Annotated in this window: 14 protein-coding genes; 4 read left to right on the top strand and 10 right to left on the bottom strand. The window is 44.4% G+C overall.

The annotated features are described in order from the left end of the window. Nucleotides 1-184: 184 nt before the first annotated feature. A complete protein-coding gene (locus ACFFAP_RS25900) occupies nucleotides 185-388 on the bottom strand; it encodes a winged helix-turn-helix domain-containing protein (RefSeq protein WP_375513913.1) in 204 nt (67 codons plus the stop codon). A gap of 47 nt (nucleotides 389-435) precedes the next feature. Here ACFFAP_RS25900 and ACFFAP_RS25895 point away from each other — a divergent pair, with 47 nt between their 5' ends. Next, nucleotides 436-1,248 (top strand): class I SAM-dependent methyltransferase, encoded by an 813-nt coding sequence (locus ACFFAP_RS25895; protein ID WP_375513912.1) that lies wholly within the window; start codon nucleotides 436-438, stop codon nucleotides 1,246-1,248. Nucleotides 1,249-1,710: 462 nt separating this feature from the next. On the opposite strand, the gene ACFFAP_RS25890 is transcribed toward ACFFAP_RS25895, so the two are convergent. After that, complete coding sequence (locus tag ACFFAP_RS25890; protein ID WP_375513911.1) at nucleotides 1,711-2,088, bottom strand: DUF6632 domain-containing protein; 378 nt, start codon at nucleotides 2,086-2,088, stop codon at nucleotides 1,711-1,713. A 396-nt stretch (nucleotides 2,089-2,484) separates the two neighbouring features. On the opposite strand from ACFFAP_RS25890, the gene ACFFAP_RS25885 reads away from it, so the two are divergent. Further along, nucleotides 2,485-2,859 (top strand): hypothetical protein, encoded by a 375-nt coding sequence (locus tag ACFFAP_RS25885; RefSeq protein WP_375513910.1) that lies wholly within the window; start codon nucleotides 2,485-2,487, stop codon nucleotides 2,857-2,859. Nucleotides 2,860-3,011: 152 nt separating this feature from the next. Here the strand turns inward: ACFFAP_RS25885 and ACFFAP_RS25880 are convergent, their stop codons facing one another. From ACFFAP_RS25880 to ACFFAP_RS25870, 3 genes are all read right to left on the bottom strand, one after another. After that, a complete protein-coding gene (locus tag ACFFAP_RS25880) occupies nucleotides 3,012-4,682 on the bottom strand; it encodes an ATP-dependent endonuclease (RefSeq protein WP_375513909.1) in 1,671 nt (556 codons plus the stop codon). A 400-nt stretch (nucleotides 4,683-5,082) separates the two neighbouring features. Further along, entirely contained in the window at nucleotides 5,083-6,012 is a 930-nt protein-coding gene (locus ACFFAP_RS25875; RefSeq protein WP_375513908.1) for a cation diffusion facilitator family transporter, read from the bottom strand. A 178-nt stretch (nucleotides 6,013-6,190) separates the two neighbouring features. Further along, complete coding sequence (locus ACFFAP_RS25870; RefSeq protein ID WP_375513907.1) at nucleotides 6,191-7,126, bottom strand: LysR family transcriptional regulator; 936 nt, start codon at nucleotides 7,124-7,126, stop codon at nucleotides 6,191-6,193. A 149-nt stretch (nucleotides 7,127-7,275) separates the two neighbouring features. Between ACFFAP_RS25870 and ACFFAP_RS25865 the strand changes: the two genes are divergently transcribed. Continuing rightward, entirely contained in the window at nucleotides 7,276-8,031 is a 756-nt protein-coding gene (locus ACFFAP_RS25865; protein WP_375513906.1) for an SDR family oxidoreductase, read from the top strand. Between the two features lie 19 nt (nucleotides 8,032-8,050). Here ACFFAP_RS25865 and ACFFAP_RS25860 read toward each other — a convergent pair whose 3' ends face one another. The 4 genes from ACFFAP_RS25860 to ACFFAP_RS25845 form a co-directional block, all read right to left on the bottom strand. Then, nucleotides 8,051-10,264 (bottom strand): xanthine dehydrogenase family protein molybdopterin-binding subunit, encoded by a 2,214-nt coding sequence (locus ACFFAP_RS25860; protein WP_375513905.1) that lies wholly within the window; start codon nucleotides 10,262-10,264, stop codon nucleotides 8,051-8,053. Continuing rightward, complete coding sequence (locus ACFFAP_RS25855) at nucleotides 10,261-11,244, bottom strand: FAD binding domain-containing protein (RefSeq protein WP_375513904.1); 984 nt, start codon at nucleotides 11,242-11,244, stop codon at nucleotides 10,261-10,263. Before ACFFAP_RS25855 ends, ACFFAP_RS25860 begins: the two co-directional genes overlap by 4 nt. Further along, a complete protein-coding gene (locus tag ACFFAP_RS25850; RefSeq protein ID WP_375513903.1) occupies nucleotides 11,231-11,854 on the bottom strand; it encodes a (2Fe-2S)-binding protein in 624 nt (207 codons plus the stop codon). The genes ACFFAP_RS25855 and ACFFAP_RS25850 overlap by 14 nt, the downstream gene beginning before the upstream one ends. 481 nt (nucleotides 11,855-12,335) lie before the next feature. Continuing rightward, on the bottom strand, nucleotides 12,336-12,464 hold the full coding sequence (locus ACFFAP_RS25845) for a hypothetical protein (protein ID WP_375513902.1): 129 nt from the start codon (nucleotides 12,462-12,464) through the stop codon (nucleotides 12,336-12,338). A 322-nt stretch (nucleotides 12,465-12,786) separates the two neighbouring features. Here ACFFAP_RS25845 and ACFFAP_RS25840 point away from each other — a divergent pair, with 322 nt between their 5' ends. Next, nucleotides 12,787-13,677, top strand: a complete 891-nt coding sequence (locus ACFFAP_RS25840; protein ID WP_375513901.1) for a VOC family protein — start codon at nucleotides 12,787-12,789, stop codon at nucleotides 13,675-13,677. Nucleotides 13,678-13,982: 305 nt separating this feature from the next. Here ACFFAP_RS25840 and modA read toward each other — a convergent pair whose 3' ends face one another. Next, on the bottom strand, nucleotides 13,983-14,774 hold the full coding sequence (gene modA / locus ACFFAP_RS25835) for a molybdate ABC transporter substrate-binding protein (RefSeq protein ID WP_375513900.1): 792 nt from the start codon (nucleotides 14,772-14,774) through the stop codon (nucleotides 13,983-13,985). Nucleotides 14,775-15,317: the final 543 nt, after the last annotated feature.

The following is a 15,317-nucleotide window of genomic DNA, read 5'->3' as shown; positions in this document are numbered from 1 at the left end:
CAATGCAAGTTGACGCATTCACAATGCAAGTTGACGCATTCACAATGCAAGTTGATGCATTCAAAATGCTTACCCTTTGTTTAAGCTTGCCCGATTTAAAACTTTATCAATAAAGGTAGGAGTTAAAGGGCAGGAGGAAAACAGCCTCTAAGCAACTTGCAAGTAAAAAATAAGTAAACCTCGTCTAAGTTGAAACCCGTAGTTTTTTTTCATTAGCTGAAGAGCTTTGTCGAATAACTCTTTGAGTGTTCCCTTGAAACTCAGCACGCTTTTTCGGGTTTGTTTTATTTAGTAGCTTACGAGCTTTCTTCCAAGAGAATCCCAATCTTTTGAGGTCTTGCAAACAGTATAGCGACAGCAATCGATATTGAATTGGTCTTTGATCCACCAGACCAAATAAAATGAAGTTGGTACTCAAAAGCTGATAAATAGCTTATGCAAGACTCTAAACAAGAAATAAATGCCAGAGCTTCTATAGATTTAGAACAGCGAAGGAATTGGTATTCTCCCGTTGCTGATGTTTATTACAACGCCAGACCACAATATCCAAAGCAACTGATCGAGCAGTCTGTCGTTTTAGCCCAACTTGACTCAGATGCATCGATTCTTGAGGTCGGTTGTGGTCCAGGAAATGCGACGGTAGCTTTTGCTCAATTTGGTTTTTCAATGACGTGTATTGAGCCAAACCAGGATTTTTGTCGTTTGGCACAACGCAACTGTGCAACCTATCCAAACGTTGCAATCCACAACACCTCATTTGAGGAGTGGGAACTGGAAGCAAAACAGTTCAATGCCGTTCTATCTGCTAATGCCTTTCACTGGATACCATCAGAGATTCGGTATGCCAAGGCAGCGACGGCATTACGCGACAACGGGTTTCTCATCCTGCTATGGAATCTGAGAGCTGAACCGAAATACGAAGTTTACCAAGCGATCGAGGAAGTGTATCAAGCCTATGCTCCCTCATTTGTTCGGTATGAAGGTGCCAAAACTCAAGCGGAAATTTTGAGAGGGTTTGAACAAGATATTCTAGACTCTGGTTATTTTAAGGAGTTGGTGACTGAGCAAATCGCGTGTGAGGTGACGTACAGCATCGATGACTACCTTAAGCTATTAAGTACAATGGGGAGACTGGAGCCAAAAACGAAGGAGTTGCTATTTGCAGGATTGCGGGAAAAGCTGAGGAATGGAGACAGTGTAGACCTCTCGTTTCTTTCTGCTGTTCATGTTGCCCGAAAAGATGTATAAGCTGGTAATGACGCAGCAGAACAAGTCATTGGAACGGACGTGCAAAGTCTTCGCGTCTAGCGTTATAGTTAGTCGATCGCCGCTCAATTTGGTCGTTAAACTCATTTTTAAGAATTTGAGAGTTACATTATAATCGCCATAAGCTTGCTGCCACAGCAAAAAGGCTGCCGATCGCAATTGTAGAAATTACAGTTCAAGTCCGCGACTCTGTTGATGCGCTTGCTCCAGATCATGGTGCATTGACTGTTGCGCCTGATGAGACAATCCGTGTCCGTCCAAATATGCCGTTCGTTGCCGTCGCCGCATTGATTAATCCGTTCTGCACTATTCGGCGTTGCAGTTGATCAGAGATGCGAACTGCCGCCTTCGGCAGCGCTTTTGCAGAGCAGACGCTTCGCGAACGCTATCGCACCTTCGGTAGGTGTTGTTTGAAGCTGCTTTTTGATCAAATTCCATGCCCGTTCATGTACTTGACACTACTTTACGGGGCGCTAAAAAGCCAAGGACAATTGCTACCAAAAACAATGCTGGAACATCACCAAACAGGTGTCCATGTTCAACAGGGTCAATTACTGCATGTACCGCCATGATTAGCCCGTGGACTACACTTGATGTAACGGTGAACCAAATTAAACTGAGGTAAGCTTCTGGTTGCCTTGAAGCCAACAGCAAAAATACACCAAGCGTCGCATAAACACCAATAATCATCTGTTCGTATTCGTGCTGACCTGGTTGCCATAACCAGCCTGATGCCCAGACCTGACTTAGCGGATAGATAAGTAGAAAAGCTATTCCAATAAGAACCAGAGCGATTCGTAAGTAGCGATCGCGCCCATCCATTACTTTAACCTCCGCGATTTTCCAGTGCAGTCTCTACAAACAAAACTGTATAATTTTGTGATTGTATTTCCATTAGTGACACTTCAGCTTTGGAGTGTTAGAAATTTTAATGCTTCTGGTGGTTTAAAACTGATTCAACTGTGAGTGCAAGCCGATGCATTCACAATGCAAGCCGATACATTCACAATACAAGCCAATGCATTCATAATACAAGCCAATGCATTCATAATACAAGCCGATACATTCACAATGCAAGCCGATGCATTCATAATACAAGCTGATGCATTGCCAAAGCTTACCCTTTGTTTAAGCTTACCGATTTAAAACTTTATCTTACTGATAGATTTTTGGTTGTAATGGGTACATTAAATGTACACTATACCACTGTATACATCTATGAGTATCCAAGATACAACACGCCGTTTGCGTCCTCAAACCATTAGTCAAGATATTAGTTCATTTCACGGTTTGCAAACCGTCAGCACCTACAACACAACTCGTGCTGATGCCTCAACTACAAACTTACAGGAAGTTTATCAGGCGATGTTGATTTCTCAACAAACTGAAACCGAGAAACTAGCTTTATACCGTGCTGCTTCTGATGCTGCTCGATTAGCAGAATGGGAATTTCATAATGCTGTATTAGCGATGAAAGAAGTTGTGCGCGGGCAATATGGCTCAGATAGCGATCAAGCTCAAGCGGTGGGACTGAAGAAAAAATCAGACCGCAAGCGTCCCACGCGCAAAAAGCCGATTGCGATCGCCAGTTAATCAACTTAATTGAGTTTGGAAATTAGCGATCGCATTTGCAGTATTTGGCGTTGCAGTTTATAAGAGATGCGATCACGCCTTCGGTAGGTGTTGTTTGAAGCTGGTTATTGAGCAAAATTTAAGTCGTAAGCTGGTTAACCGATTGAAAGACTCTATGAAGGTATGCCTTTCCTATTTGGATTAGTAAACCATTTTTTTATTTCACCACAAAAACTCCATACATCATCATCTGAGGGTTTGAGATAATCTTGTGATTCTGGATCTTCTCCCATTTTTTCAAAGATTTTAATCAACCAATTGGGCCCGTGTCCAGGCACAGCAAGTTGAAGAAGCCAAGACTCCAACTCTCCCTTCCGCACGACAAACAGACCATAATCTGCAAGTTTGTCAAATAAGTTATTTGCTGCTTCTCTGTCACTGTCAGAGAGAATATCTACACCACCATCCCGTTTCATATTCTTTCCTGTGGCATCAAATTTTTGTTTGACAGCATTTCGTAAACTAGCAAGTGATTGATACTCAAGTTCCGGGATAAAGCCGCTTTTAAGAAAGTTCGTCCAATCCTGACCAGCATCTTTCAGAATATCAACGTCAACAATGCCAACTGCGGGTATGCCCAGTTCTCTTAAAGGCTTGATAATTATTTGGACAGTTTGCTTGTTTTGAGCATTGAGAAACAAACAGTTAGGAATTCCCAAATCTGGCTTATAACGTAGCAGTCGCTCATTAATCTCCTGGTAAAATGCTCGATCTGCATCAGATTCTGTGACAATAACAAATTCATAAAATAGCGCTCCAAGCACACCGATTGAGCGCAACAACGGATTTCGCATTAATCGAAGAATATCTGTGTTAGATAAAACTCTTGCAGTAGCTACCTCACTGCGATAAGTCAGTCTTACAATATTGACTGGTGCACCTGATTGTATACAACCCATTACAAAGTTTGAACTATGTGTTGATACAAACAATCTTTTTTGAGAGCCTAAGCTAGAAATAGCAATTTCTTTTCCTAGTTTGAAAGCTAAAGGTGGATACAAAAAAGCTTCAGGTTCATCAATTAGAATAATGGCAGGATCACCAGCTATGATCTCTGTAATTATTCCAGTGAATGCTTTTACACCGTCACTGGCTTGCTCAACAGGGGATGCTTTTGAGTGAAATTCTACAGCTTCATTGTGAATCCCACGCTCTTCGATATCTGTGTGAGGAGGACGAGATGATAAGCGTAGTCGAAGTTGACCGAGAGAAGTAGGATCTATAACAAAGTACATCCCAAAAGCATCATAAATAATCCGTCTAACCTCATATCTTTTGGCATCGTCACGAAACAATACTTGAAAACTTGTGTGAGGGGGTTGCTGGAGATCACCAGCGCTTTGTTGCCCAATCAAACTAATACGACTTTTACCGTCTAGTAGGAGAGTATTAAATGAGAGATACGACTGGCAGAATAAGTTTACCTGACGGTTAGGATTTTGTAAGGCATTCAAAAGATTCTGTCTATGAACTTGATATCTCATTCCCTTTTTCCCAACAATTATATGATCGGGTAAAAGCGCTTCATTTATATGTGGTTGAATAGTAGACTTTTTAATCTTTTCTTCAGCTGCTTCAACTGTGAATGTGTCAAATTCAATCTTTTCTAGGATTACATCTGTTACGTTCTGTTGGCCGGTTGTGCAGTAATAGTGAATTTCAGAGAGAATCTTGCTTTTCCCAGAGTTGTTGGGGCCTACAAATACAGTTATGGGCGTTGTGACTACTTCCTCTGAAGGTAATCCTGAACCACTTCCAAATTGTAGTTTGATCGTCTTTAGCATTTTTCAAAAACTTCAAAAAATATGATAAATTCCGTTATTTTTGTTACAGAATTTTAAGTATAACAATTTACTTTGGTGATCGCGCTTTGCATTTCTCTACTAAGTTGTCTTACACTAAGAATTACAGAAAATCAATCCGTCCGCGCCTAGCAATTGGCGCTAAAAAGCCAATTAATATCCCTGAACTGGGCAATATGGTTCAGATAGCGATCAGGCTCAAGCTGTGGGACTGAAGAAAAAATCAGAGCGCAAGCGTCCCACGCGCAAAAAGCCAGATGCGATCACCAGTTAATCAACTTTGGTTGAGTTTGAAAATTAGCGATCGCTAATCGGATGATTGAGCTTTCATCGTTTGGGCGATCGCGCGATTCCTTAAAGCTCAACGGCAGCAATTAATCTCTTATGTAATATCTTGCATTTGCTGAGTGCTCGGACGCTCCAACTCCATATCTTCCCAAGAAACTGGATCTTCTACAGGTTCCAGGTGAGTTGTAACGTGGGTTGAAGGCAGCACCCGAAGAATAGCAAGCTCAATTGTCTCGCACAAATCATGCCCTTGTTGCACTGTCCAAGATCCAGGCACAAGAACATGAAAGGAAACAAAGCGGCGGGTTCCAGCAGTGCGGGTTCGCAAGGCATGAAACTGGATGTCCTGATGTTTGTACTTGTTAAGGATACTCTTGATTGCGTCAATTTCTTTTTTAGGCAAAGTTGCATCCAGTAAGGCGCTACTGGTTTCCCGCAGCAAACGAAATCCTGTCCAAGTAATATTTGCTGCTACTATCAGTGCGACAATTGGATCGAGTACGAGAGCGCCTGTTACCTTAACGAGGAAGATTCCAACTACCACACCACCCGAAGTCACCACATCGGTAAACAGGTGGTGAGCATCAGCCCTTAGTGTAATGGAACGCAACCGTCGCCCTGCGCGTAGCAAGATAAAGGCAACAACGCCGTTGATTGCAGTTGCAAATAGGGAGAGTGCTAACCCCCATCCCAGCTGTGTTAACGGTTCTGGATGCAACAAACGTCCCCAAGCTTCAACAGCAATGCTAATCGCTGCCACTACAATCAACGCACCTTCAGCACCACTGGAGAAGTATTCGGCTTTAGAATGCCCAAAGGCGTGTTCGGCATCGGCTGGTTTATCAGCATAGGTCAATGCCCATAGAGCGACCAATGCTGCTACGAGATTTACAATTGATTCAATAGCATCTGAAAGCAAACCTACTGACCCGGTTAGCAGGTAAGCGCCAAACTTTAGGGCAATAGTGACGATTGCTGCTGCAATCGACAAGAAAGCGTAGGAGCGGGCTGATCGACTACTCATCTCGGTCACAAACGTAACTACAGTGATTCCGAGCTAACAGTACCAAATTCTACATTTAGTGGTCATCAACCCTGAGACTTCTACTGATTGGCAAAAGAAACTAGAGGATGTTATTGCTGCGTATGAACTTCTTGCTCGTACTGGTAATGTAGCGATCGCCAATCGTGTGATTCAGCTTTCATCGTTGCTGTATCCTATCTTGAAAACCATTCGATATTTCAGCACAAATATCGAAGATTGTGGAGCGCATCCATGTATTGGCTGGATGCTGGCTTAAACGTCCGTGCCAAAGCAGCGAAAGCGCAATTGGTTCAATTGCAAGTGGTACTGGTTGCACAACTAAATCTTTGGCATAGGGAGACAGTGTAATTACTTGACAAACTACAGTGACTATAAGATTACTCTGTCTAAGAATTGCAGGCACGACACTAAATTGATTCACCGTCATTGCAATCCGCCTGCGTAACCCCTGACTCTCTAAAAGCACATCGACAAATCCTGTTGATTTCCCAGATAAGCTTACTAAAAGATGCTTTGCACTTAAATAGCTATGTAGCTCAAGAGGCTTTCCTGCTAGAGGATGCTTGCGTCGCATAGCGCAGACAAACTCATATTTGATCAGAGCAGTTACTTGTAATCGCTCTGGTGGATTGGGAAAAAACCCAATCGCAAAATCAATTTCTCCAGAATCTAATAACTCGGGTGCGTTGATATTGATATTGGGTTTGACCCGAATATCGATGTTAGGTGCTACCTTTTCTAAACGTTCTGCAAGGGTAGGAAGAATGAGCGAGGCAGCATCATCTGTCATGGCAAACGTAAAGGTTCGTGATGCATTCGCGGGAATAAATTCAACGGGTTGGAGTGCTTCACTCAACTGAGTCAAGGCTTGACGAATCGGGGCAGCAAGTTCTAAAGCACAAGGAGTTGGGCGCATTCCGTCAGCCCCGCGAATAAACAATTCATCTTTAAGTGCATAACGGAGTCGATTCAGAGCGCTGCTGACCGCAGGCTGTGACATGGCTAACCTATAGCCTGCCTTGGTAGTGCTGCGCTCAGTCATCACAGCATCGAAGACTAAGAGTGCCTTGAGGTCAAACTCCGCTAAATTCATAAATCGAATTTTGCTTATTTGATATTCAGTTTACCGAATAGTATGACCAGCATTAGGGTGAGAACAGAACGATTTGAAGCGACAGATAATAGTATCCAAATCTGACAATTTATTATTATCTGCTCGGACAAGAAAGTTAGGGGACTATCATGAAGATTACAGGAAACACAATTCTGATCACTGGCGGCGGCTCGGGTATTGGTCGCGGCATCGCTGAGGCCTTCCACAAGAAAGGAAACCAGGTTGTCATTGCCGGTCGGCGACAACAGGTTTTGGATGAGGTGACGGCTGCCAATCCCGGTATGAAATCGATTCTGCTTGATATAAATGACCGAGACGGCATACATTCGTTTGGTAAGCAAGTGGCTCAAGACTACCCAGGGCTGAATGTTCTGATCAATAATGCCGGGATCATGAAAGCGGAAAATCTCAAATCACCGCCTGATTACCTGGATGATGCCGAGGAGATCGTGACGACCAACCTCCTTGGCCCCATTCGCCTCACAGCGGCCCTCCTGCCACTGCTGCAAAGTCAGCCGCACGCGGCCGTCTTGACAGTTTCGTCCGGGCTAGCCTTCGTACCGCTTGCAAACACGCCAACCTACTGCGCGACCAAGGCCGCAATCCATTCCTACTCGGTATCGCTGCGTCAGCAGCTCAAAGGCACAACAACGGAGGTGATCGAGATCATTCCGCCCTACGTTCAGACCCATCTCATGGGCGAGCAGCAAGCGAATGATCCCGATGCCATGTCCCTCGGCGAGTTCATCACCGAGGTGATGGCCATACTCTCTAATCAGCCAACAATAGAAGAAGTTGTAGTGGAGCGCTGCAAGCCTCTACGCTTCGCCGCCGAGAATGGGAACGCTGACACAATGTTCCAAGAAAGGAACGCTGGTGTTTAAAAACAGGCGATCGCAATATTTACAGCAGCTTGTCTAATGTAATTGGCAAATCGCGGACGCGCTTACCTGTGGCATGATAGACAGCGTTAGCGATCGCCGCCGCCGTGCCGGTAATCCCAATTTCGCCAATTCCTTTCACACCAAGCGGGTTGATATGTGGATCGTGTTCATCAACAAACAACACCTGAATATCAGGAACATCTGCATTCACTGGTACGTGATATTCAGCTAAATCATGGTTGACAACGCGTCCTAGATTCGGGTCTGTTACCGTATGTTCCATTAACGCCATACCTATACCATAGATAATCCCACCGATCAGTTGACTGTTGGCTGTTTTAGCATTGAGGATGCGTCCCACGCCAAAAGTTCCCACCCAGCGCGTTACTCGCACTTCACCCAAATCAGGCTCAACGCGGACTTCGGCAAATTGCGATCCAAATGCGTGCATTGAAAACTTCTTTTGTTCCTCTCCGAGCTTGGCATCTGCACGCGCTTCGATCATTTTCATTCCATGCCGTGCCAAGATTGCCTGATATGTTTCGGTTGCAGAGGATTTATTTTTTAAGAAAAAGCTGCCATTTTCGGCAATCACATCCTCAGCGTTTGAACTATAAAGCGGCGATTTTTGATCGGCAAGTGCTAGTTGCAAAAGCTGACTACGAGCTTGATTTCCGGCTAAATGCACGGACGAGCTGACACTGGCGGCTGTTTGCGAACCACCGGAAACGGGGGTTTCTGGCATCTTAGTATCGCCTAGTTCAAAGCGAACTTTGTCAACTGGTAGACCGAGTGCCTCAGCCGCGACTTGAGTCATAACAGTATAAGTTCCCGTGCCAATATCTTGCGAACCGCTCTGGACAACGGCTGTACCGTCTGCCATAATTCGGGCGATCGCTGATGCTGGGGAACGGTTGGTAGGATAAGTTGCTGTCGCCATACCCCAACCAATCAAATAATTGCCGTCTCGCATCGAACGGGGTTTAGGATTGCGCTTTTGCCAACCAAACTTTTCTGCTCCTAGCTTGTAGCACTGGATGAGTGATTTGCTCGACCAAGGCAGTCCTTTACTAGGATCGACATCAGCATGGTTACGCAGACGCAGCTCGATGGGGTCGATATTGAGCGCATAAGCTAGTTCGTCCATTGCCGATTCTAAGGCAAACGAGCCAGAAGCTTCGCCTGGTGCGCGCATAAAGGTTGGTGTACCCTCATCGAGCTGCACTAGGTGATGGCTGGTTTCGATGTTTGGGCAAGCGTAAATCATCCGGGCGCTTTTACCAACTGGTTCGATAAATTCATCGAAAGTTGAAGTCTGGGAAATGCCACCGTGTCGCAGAGCGGTCAATTTTCCGTCGCGGGTTGCACCTAGAGCAACCTGTTGAATTGTCTCTGGTCGGAAGCCGACAGGCCCATACATCTGTATCCGTCCCAGTACCAGTTTCACTGGGCGATTAACTCGCCGTGCTGCCATCGCCGCTAGAGGCACATGCGACCAAGCCGACCCTTTGCAACCGAAGCCACCGCCAACAAAGTAAGACATCACCCGGACTTTCTCTGGCTCAATTCCTAATACTCCCGCTACTTTTTGTTGAGCCTGAAAGATTCCCTGAGTTGCATCATAAAGCAGCAGTTGATCGCCTTGCCAAACTGCTGTTGTGGCATGAGGCTCCATCGGATTGTGATTTTCGATCGGTGTAGTATAGGTTTGCTCGACGCGCACAGCAGCAGCCGCTAGTCCCTGGTTAACATTGCCATGAGCTGAATCGGGCGGCTCTTCTCTGGGGATTTTACCTTTAGGCAAGTATGCTTTAGCGAGATTGTCCCGCATATTAATCGTCGGTTTTTCTTCGTCATAGCGAACTTGCACCAGCGAGGCAGCATACATAGCTCGTTCAAAGGTATCGGCAACTACGACACCAATGTGCTGACCGCTATACAGCACAACGTTATCTTGTAACACTTGTAGCTTGCGACCGCCGCCCTTTTCTCCAGAAGCCTTGGGCGCGTTGAGGTGGGTAATTACTGCTAATACACCTGGTGCTTGCTCCGCCGCTTTTGTATCGATTTTGGCAATCTTACCTTTGGCGATCGTGCTTTGAATTGTCACACCATAAGTCATTTTTGCTACCGGAAACTCAGCCGCATAGCGTGCGCCACCCGTCACCTTCAGGTGTCCATCGACTCGATTGAGCGGTTTGCCAAGAACTGTATTTTTATCCCCTGTATTCATGCCATTCCTCCCACCGTGAAGAGCGCCTTAACAATTGTGCGTTTAGCCAGTTCAACCTTAAACCCGTTATATTTTTGAGGTTTAGCTCCGGCGATCGCTGCGGATGCTGCTGCTTGAAATGTTGCCTGGTTTGCGGGCTTATTCAAAAGTACTTTTTCAGCTTCAAAGGCACGCCAGGGCTTTGTTCCTACGCCACCCAAGGCAATGCGGGCAGCGCGAATGATGCCATTTTGAACATCTAATGCAGCCGCAACCGAGGTCATCGCAAAGGCATAGGAGGCGCGATCGCGGACTTTTAAATAGTGCGATCGCCTTGCAAGGTTTGAAGCAGGTAAATCTACGGCAACAATTAACTCTCCGTGTTCTAGAACTGTCTCTTTTTCTGGTGTATCACCTGGTACGAGATGAAAATCTACAAGCGGAATACTGCGCTCTCCTCTCGGCCCGCGTGTTTGCACAACTGCATCGAGTGCCACCATTGCCACCGCCATATCAGAGGGATGGGTGGCAATACAGCGATCGCTACCGCCAAGAATTGCATGGATACGGTTGTAACCCTCGATTGCCGGACAACCTGAACCTGGAACTCGCTTATTACAGGGCATCGAAGTGTCGCGGAAGTAGTAACAACGCGTACGTTGCAGCAAATTTCCGCCCACACTTGCCATGTTTCGCAGTTGCGGCGATGCCCCAGACAGCAACGCCTCCGACAGCACAGGGTAACGCTCCTGAATCATCGCATTATAAGCAACTTCACTATTGCGTGCCATTGCGCCAATCCGCACGCCGTTGCCCTGCATTTCTATCTTGGTTAGCAGTAATGGGTTAATATCAACCAACTCTGTTGGTGTCTGGACATTCAGCTTCATCAAATCTATCAAGCTAGTACCACCAGCAAGATACGACGCTTCGGCATCTGGAGCCACCAACGCCACAGCATTTTCCGCTTGTCCTGCTTTTTTATAGTTAAACGGCTGCATCTTTTTTTCCCCCTAAGACATCGCGGACAGCAGCCACGATATTTGGATAAGCACCGCAACGGCAGATATTGCCGCTCATCAGTTCACGAATGTCGGCATCGGACTTAGCGTGTCCTTCGTTCACCAGACCCACTGCCGAACAAATCTGTCCCGGTGTGCAGTAGCCGCACTGAAATGCATCATGGGCAACAAAGGCGGCTTGCATCGGGTGCAGATTGTTTCCTTGCTCCAGCCCTTCAATAGTTGTGATTTTTGCGTCGGTGTGCATAATCGCAAATGTCAAGCACGAGTTAACACGCCGCCCATCAACCAGCACCGTGCAAGCACCGCACTGACCGTGATCGCAACCTTTTTTAGTACCAATTAGTCCTATATATTCCCGAAGTGCATCAAGTAAGGTAACACGCGGTTCAATCTGCAAACTATGCGCTGTTCCATTTACTTGCAGCGTCACCTTCATAGTTTCAGGTGTCGAAGTTGCCAACATTGGAGTAGTTTTTTTGACTTGAGTTTGTGCTACAGTTTTCTCTACAAAATTACTGATCGTAGCCGTTACTGTGCTGATAATCATCAATTGACCCAACCTGCGGCGTCTTAGAACAAACCTCATCTGTTTACTCCATTCTGTTTTTGTTGGTAATAATATTGAGTAATTCTCTTGACTTCAATTCTTTATAAAAACCACTCTTTCTTACAAGCACTTTCCTAAATATGACATTGTTAACAGAATACAATTTCATCTTGTTATCCTGTCTCTATCAGAAGATTTATGCCATAAGTCTCATCTATAGTTGTCATCATGTTTTATAATAAAAACATTTTCTTCGATAGGACAGTTAAAATTTATAGTAATTATTCAATTAACTATAGCAATCCGATATGATTCCTGAATTACTCGTAGAGACTGGGGACTCTTTACTTGCGACTCAATACTAGGAAGAAGGAATAAAGGTGTACTGAGTTTTTTTCACGCAATCAAATATGAGTCCTATATCTCTACTAATTATTAGAAATTACTGTTAGGATAATCCAAGGCGGTCGTATATATAATTACTCTTGATCGCAACCAAGGTTAAGAAGCAACGAAAAAATCAGCACTTCTGGTTTGATTTTCCAAGATGACCCTCTGGCTGGAAACCATCAATCATCCAAATAAAACCGCCATGTTCAATGGCTGTAACTGCTAACTTATCTTGAGTATGAGCAATTGTTTCACTCAATAGAGCTACAGGGTAAGCGCAATCTAATTTTATAGTTAAAATTAGAGATTATTTTGCACGATTGTATGTTTGCAGAGATGATTTCAGTATTAAAGATGTTAAGTAGTACTCTAATTTATAAGGTAACTTTATCATTCCTCTGAGGCAATCAGTTTTTGGACTTTTTCCCAAAAATGGGATCATAGACTAATTTTTTTGGCGATCGCTACGCCCGCCGTACCCCTACGGGGATCTTGCTACGCAAAGCGTCTCCAAGAGTTGGGATCACAGAACTTTTCGGTCTACTGAATGTCAAATCAATTCAAGACGCAAAGGAGAAAAAATGGTACAAGTCGCAAAGATAGGTCATGCTGGATTTAAAACGCCAGACGTAGAAGCTATGCTGGCATACTATACAGAAATTCTGGGGTTTACTGTGAGCGACCGAGGCTCTGATGGAGCTGTCTATTTAAGCTGTGCAGTAGATCATCATACAATCATTCTCTATCCGTCGACAGAAAGCGGTCATAATCACTTTGCTTTTCAAATTGATGGCAGTCAGACATTGAAAGAGGCAGCGAAACAACTGCGTGACGCAGGCATCCAGGTAGAGCAAAAAACAGATGCCCAACCAGGAATACCGGAACTGCTTCAGTTTTGTGATCCTGAAGGACATACTCTCCAGCTATATTCGACTATTCAACAAGTCAGTCATGGGTTTCGAGAAACAGGCATCGTCCCTGAAAAATTAGGGCACGTCGCCATGTATGTGCATGATGTCCATAAATGTGTTGATTTTTATCAGAACATGTTAGGCTTTCGCGTCTCTGACTGGCTCGAAGATAGCTTTGTCTTCATGCGATGCAATCCAGATCACCATACTATGAATTTTTTGCAGTCTAAACAGCAAAAAATGTTCCACATTGCCTTTCAATTACGAGACTGGGCACATGTACAAACCGCTTGTGATTTTTTGGCCAAGCACAACATTACGTCTATTTGGGGGCCAGTACGTCACGGGATAGGACATAACATCGCGACGTATCATCAAGATCCCGACAAAAACATAGTCGAAGTATTTACCGAAATAGATATCATGCTCAACGAAGACTTAGGATATTTTGAACCCCGACCCTGGCACGAAGATTTTCCTCAAAAACCGAAGGTATGGAAGAATACTCCGCAAGCTGTGGCTCACTGGGGCGGATTGCCACCTAAGGAATTAATGGAGTAAGTAGGTGGGCAAAAAATACTCAAATATGTGAAGATTCAAGCCCTTCTACGCTGAAGAAACTCACACTCCTTGAGTGAGGGTTGAATCTCTACTAAATGTAGATGCTCATGCACAGGAAAGCCAGGCATTGAAACTCCCCGCCTCTTTAGAGACGGGGAGTTTAACTTAGCTGACATTCCACAATTATTCGTTTAGCATCAGGAAGATGCCTTTGTGGACGGTGGCAAGGCTTTTTTCTATCACGGAGGAATGGCTGTTGATAAATGTTTTTTCAGCTTCCTTGCAAACAACTACTCATTAGATACTCAGGCAATAAACCCATATTTTTGCAGTACAGTCTTGGCTTGACCGCCAGATAAAAACTGGACAAATTCTTTGGCAGCAGAAATATTTTTACTACTCTTGAGCACAGCCATTGGATAGACAATCGGGGAGTGAAATTTATCGTCAGCAGCGACTACGACTTTTACCTTGTTGGAGATTTTTGCATCAGTAGCATAAACTAAACCCGCTTCGGCATTGCCACTTTCTACTGCTGCCAAAACTTGACGCACATTGTTAGCAAAGACCAATTTTGACTTGACCCGATCATAAAGTTTCAATTTCTTTAAAACTTCCTCTCCATATTGCCCTGCGGGTACACTTCTGGGTTCACCAATTGCGATTTTCTTAATCTTGCTATCTGTTAAGTTGTAGAAGCTACTGATGCCAACAACATCCTGAGCCACAATCAAGACTAGACGATTATTTGCCAGGTTGATACGGCTACCTGCTAGCAATAATCCTTTTTGTTCCAAGGCATCCACTTGCTTTTTGCCAGCAGAAATAAAGATATCTGCTGGCGCACCTTGCTCAATCTGTTGCTGCAAAGCACCAGAAGCCCCAAAGTTATAACTAATGTTGATATTTGATTTACTTTGTTGGTACAAGGGCTTAATTTCTTCCAACGCATCTTTTAAGCTGGCAGCTGCGGACACGATTATGCTGGTGCTTGATTGTGCGATTACAGGAGAAGGAGTAACTAATGGTAAACCAATTGCCAGGAGCAAGCCTGCAACTGCTATACCCAGAAAGCCAAGAATTTGTCTTCTTTTCATAGAAAAGCTGCAATATAGGTTTTTTCCGAAAATTGATGCTAGCTAAAATCGTAGCAATAATACCAACATTTAACCAACTTTACCGATAAAATGCCTAAAAAAGAACAACGGTTGTTGCATCAGTTTTTTGGAAGTACCTTAATTTAGCGATCGCTTCGCTATAGCAATCTGATTTGATTCAGTGAATTACTCGTAGAGACTGGGGACTCAATACTTGGGACTAAGGACTCTTAAGAAGGAATAAAGGTATACTGAGTTTTTTTCACGCAATCAAATATGAGTCCTATATTCACTCAATAAAACTATCAAAATTGCTCTAAATCCTGTCTTTTTAAGGCTATAGTGTACACACAATTTATCCGATACCCAAAACCTCACCCTATCCTATCGGACATCCCTCTCCTTACTAAGGCTACGGTGTATACACAAGTATTGGAAAGTTGCCCCACAGCCTTTTAATCCCCCCAACCCCTCTTGGAAAGCAAAGTTGTTTCATTCACTCATTGGCTCAAAAAGACTTGTGTTGTGAACGAAAGTGCTTGT

Origin of the sequence: uncultured Nostoc sp. (assembly GCF_964245575.1) — a bacterium.
In the GTDB taxonomy this organism is placed as follows: domain Bacteria; phylum Cyanobacteriota; class Cyanobacteriia; order Cyanobacteriales; family Nostocaceae; genus Nostoc.
This window is presented reverse-complemented; position numbering and strand designations above follow the sequence as displayed.

Bases quoted from the DNA above. Each gene is read 5' to 3' on its own strand.
- ACFFAP_RS25895 (WP_375513912.1), top strand. From the start codon at position 436: ATGCAAGACTCTAAACAAGAAATAAATGCCAGAGCTTCTATAGATTTA.
- ACFFAP_RS25890 (WP_375513911.1), bottom strand. From the start codon at position 2,088: ATGGATGGGCGCGATCGCTACTTACGAATCGCTCTGGTTCTTATTGGA.
- ACFFAP_RS25885 (WP_375513910.1), top strand. From the start codon at position 2,485: ATGAGTATCCAAGATACAACACGCCGTTTGCGTCCTCAAACCATTAGT.
- ACFFAP_RS25880 (WP_375513909.1), bottom strand. From the start codon at position 4,682: ATGCTAAAGACGATCAAACTACAATTTGGAAGTGGTTCAGGATTACCT.
- ACFFAP_RS25875 (WP_375513908.1), bottom strand. From the start codon at position 6,012: ATGAGTAGTCGATCAGCCCGCTCCTACGCTTTCTTGTCGATTGCAGCA.
- ACFFAP_RS25870 (WP_375513907.1), bottom strand. From the start codon at position 7,126: ATGAATTTAGCGGAGTTTGACCTCAAGGCACTCTTAGTCTTCGATGCT.
- ACFFAP_RS25865 (WP_375513906.1), top strand. From the start codon at position 7,276: ATGAAGATTACAGGAAACACAATTCTGATCACTGGCGGCGGCTCGGGT.
- ACFFAP_RS25860 (WP_375513905.1), bottom strand. From the start codon at position 10,264: ATGAATACAGGGGATAAAAATACAGTTCTTGGCAAACCGCTCAATCGA.
- ACFFAP_RS25855 (WP_375513904.1), bottom strand. From the start codon at position 11,244: ATGCAGCCGTTTAACTATAAAAAAGCAGGACAAGCGGAAAATGCTGTG.
- ACFFAP_RS25850 (WP_375513903.1), bottom strand. From the start codon at position 11,854: ATGAGGTTTGTTCTAAGACGCCGCAGGTTGGGTCAATTGATGATTATC.
- ACFFAP_RS25840 (WP_375513901.1), top strand. From the start codon at position 12,787: ATGGTACAAGTCGCAAAGATAGGTCATGCTGGATTTAAAACGCCAGAC.
- modA (WP_375513900.1), bottom strand. From the start codon at position 14,774: ATGAAAAGAAGACAAATTCTTGGCTTTCTGGGTATAGCAGTTGCAGGC.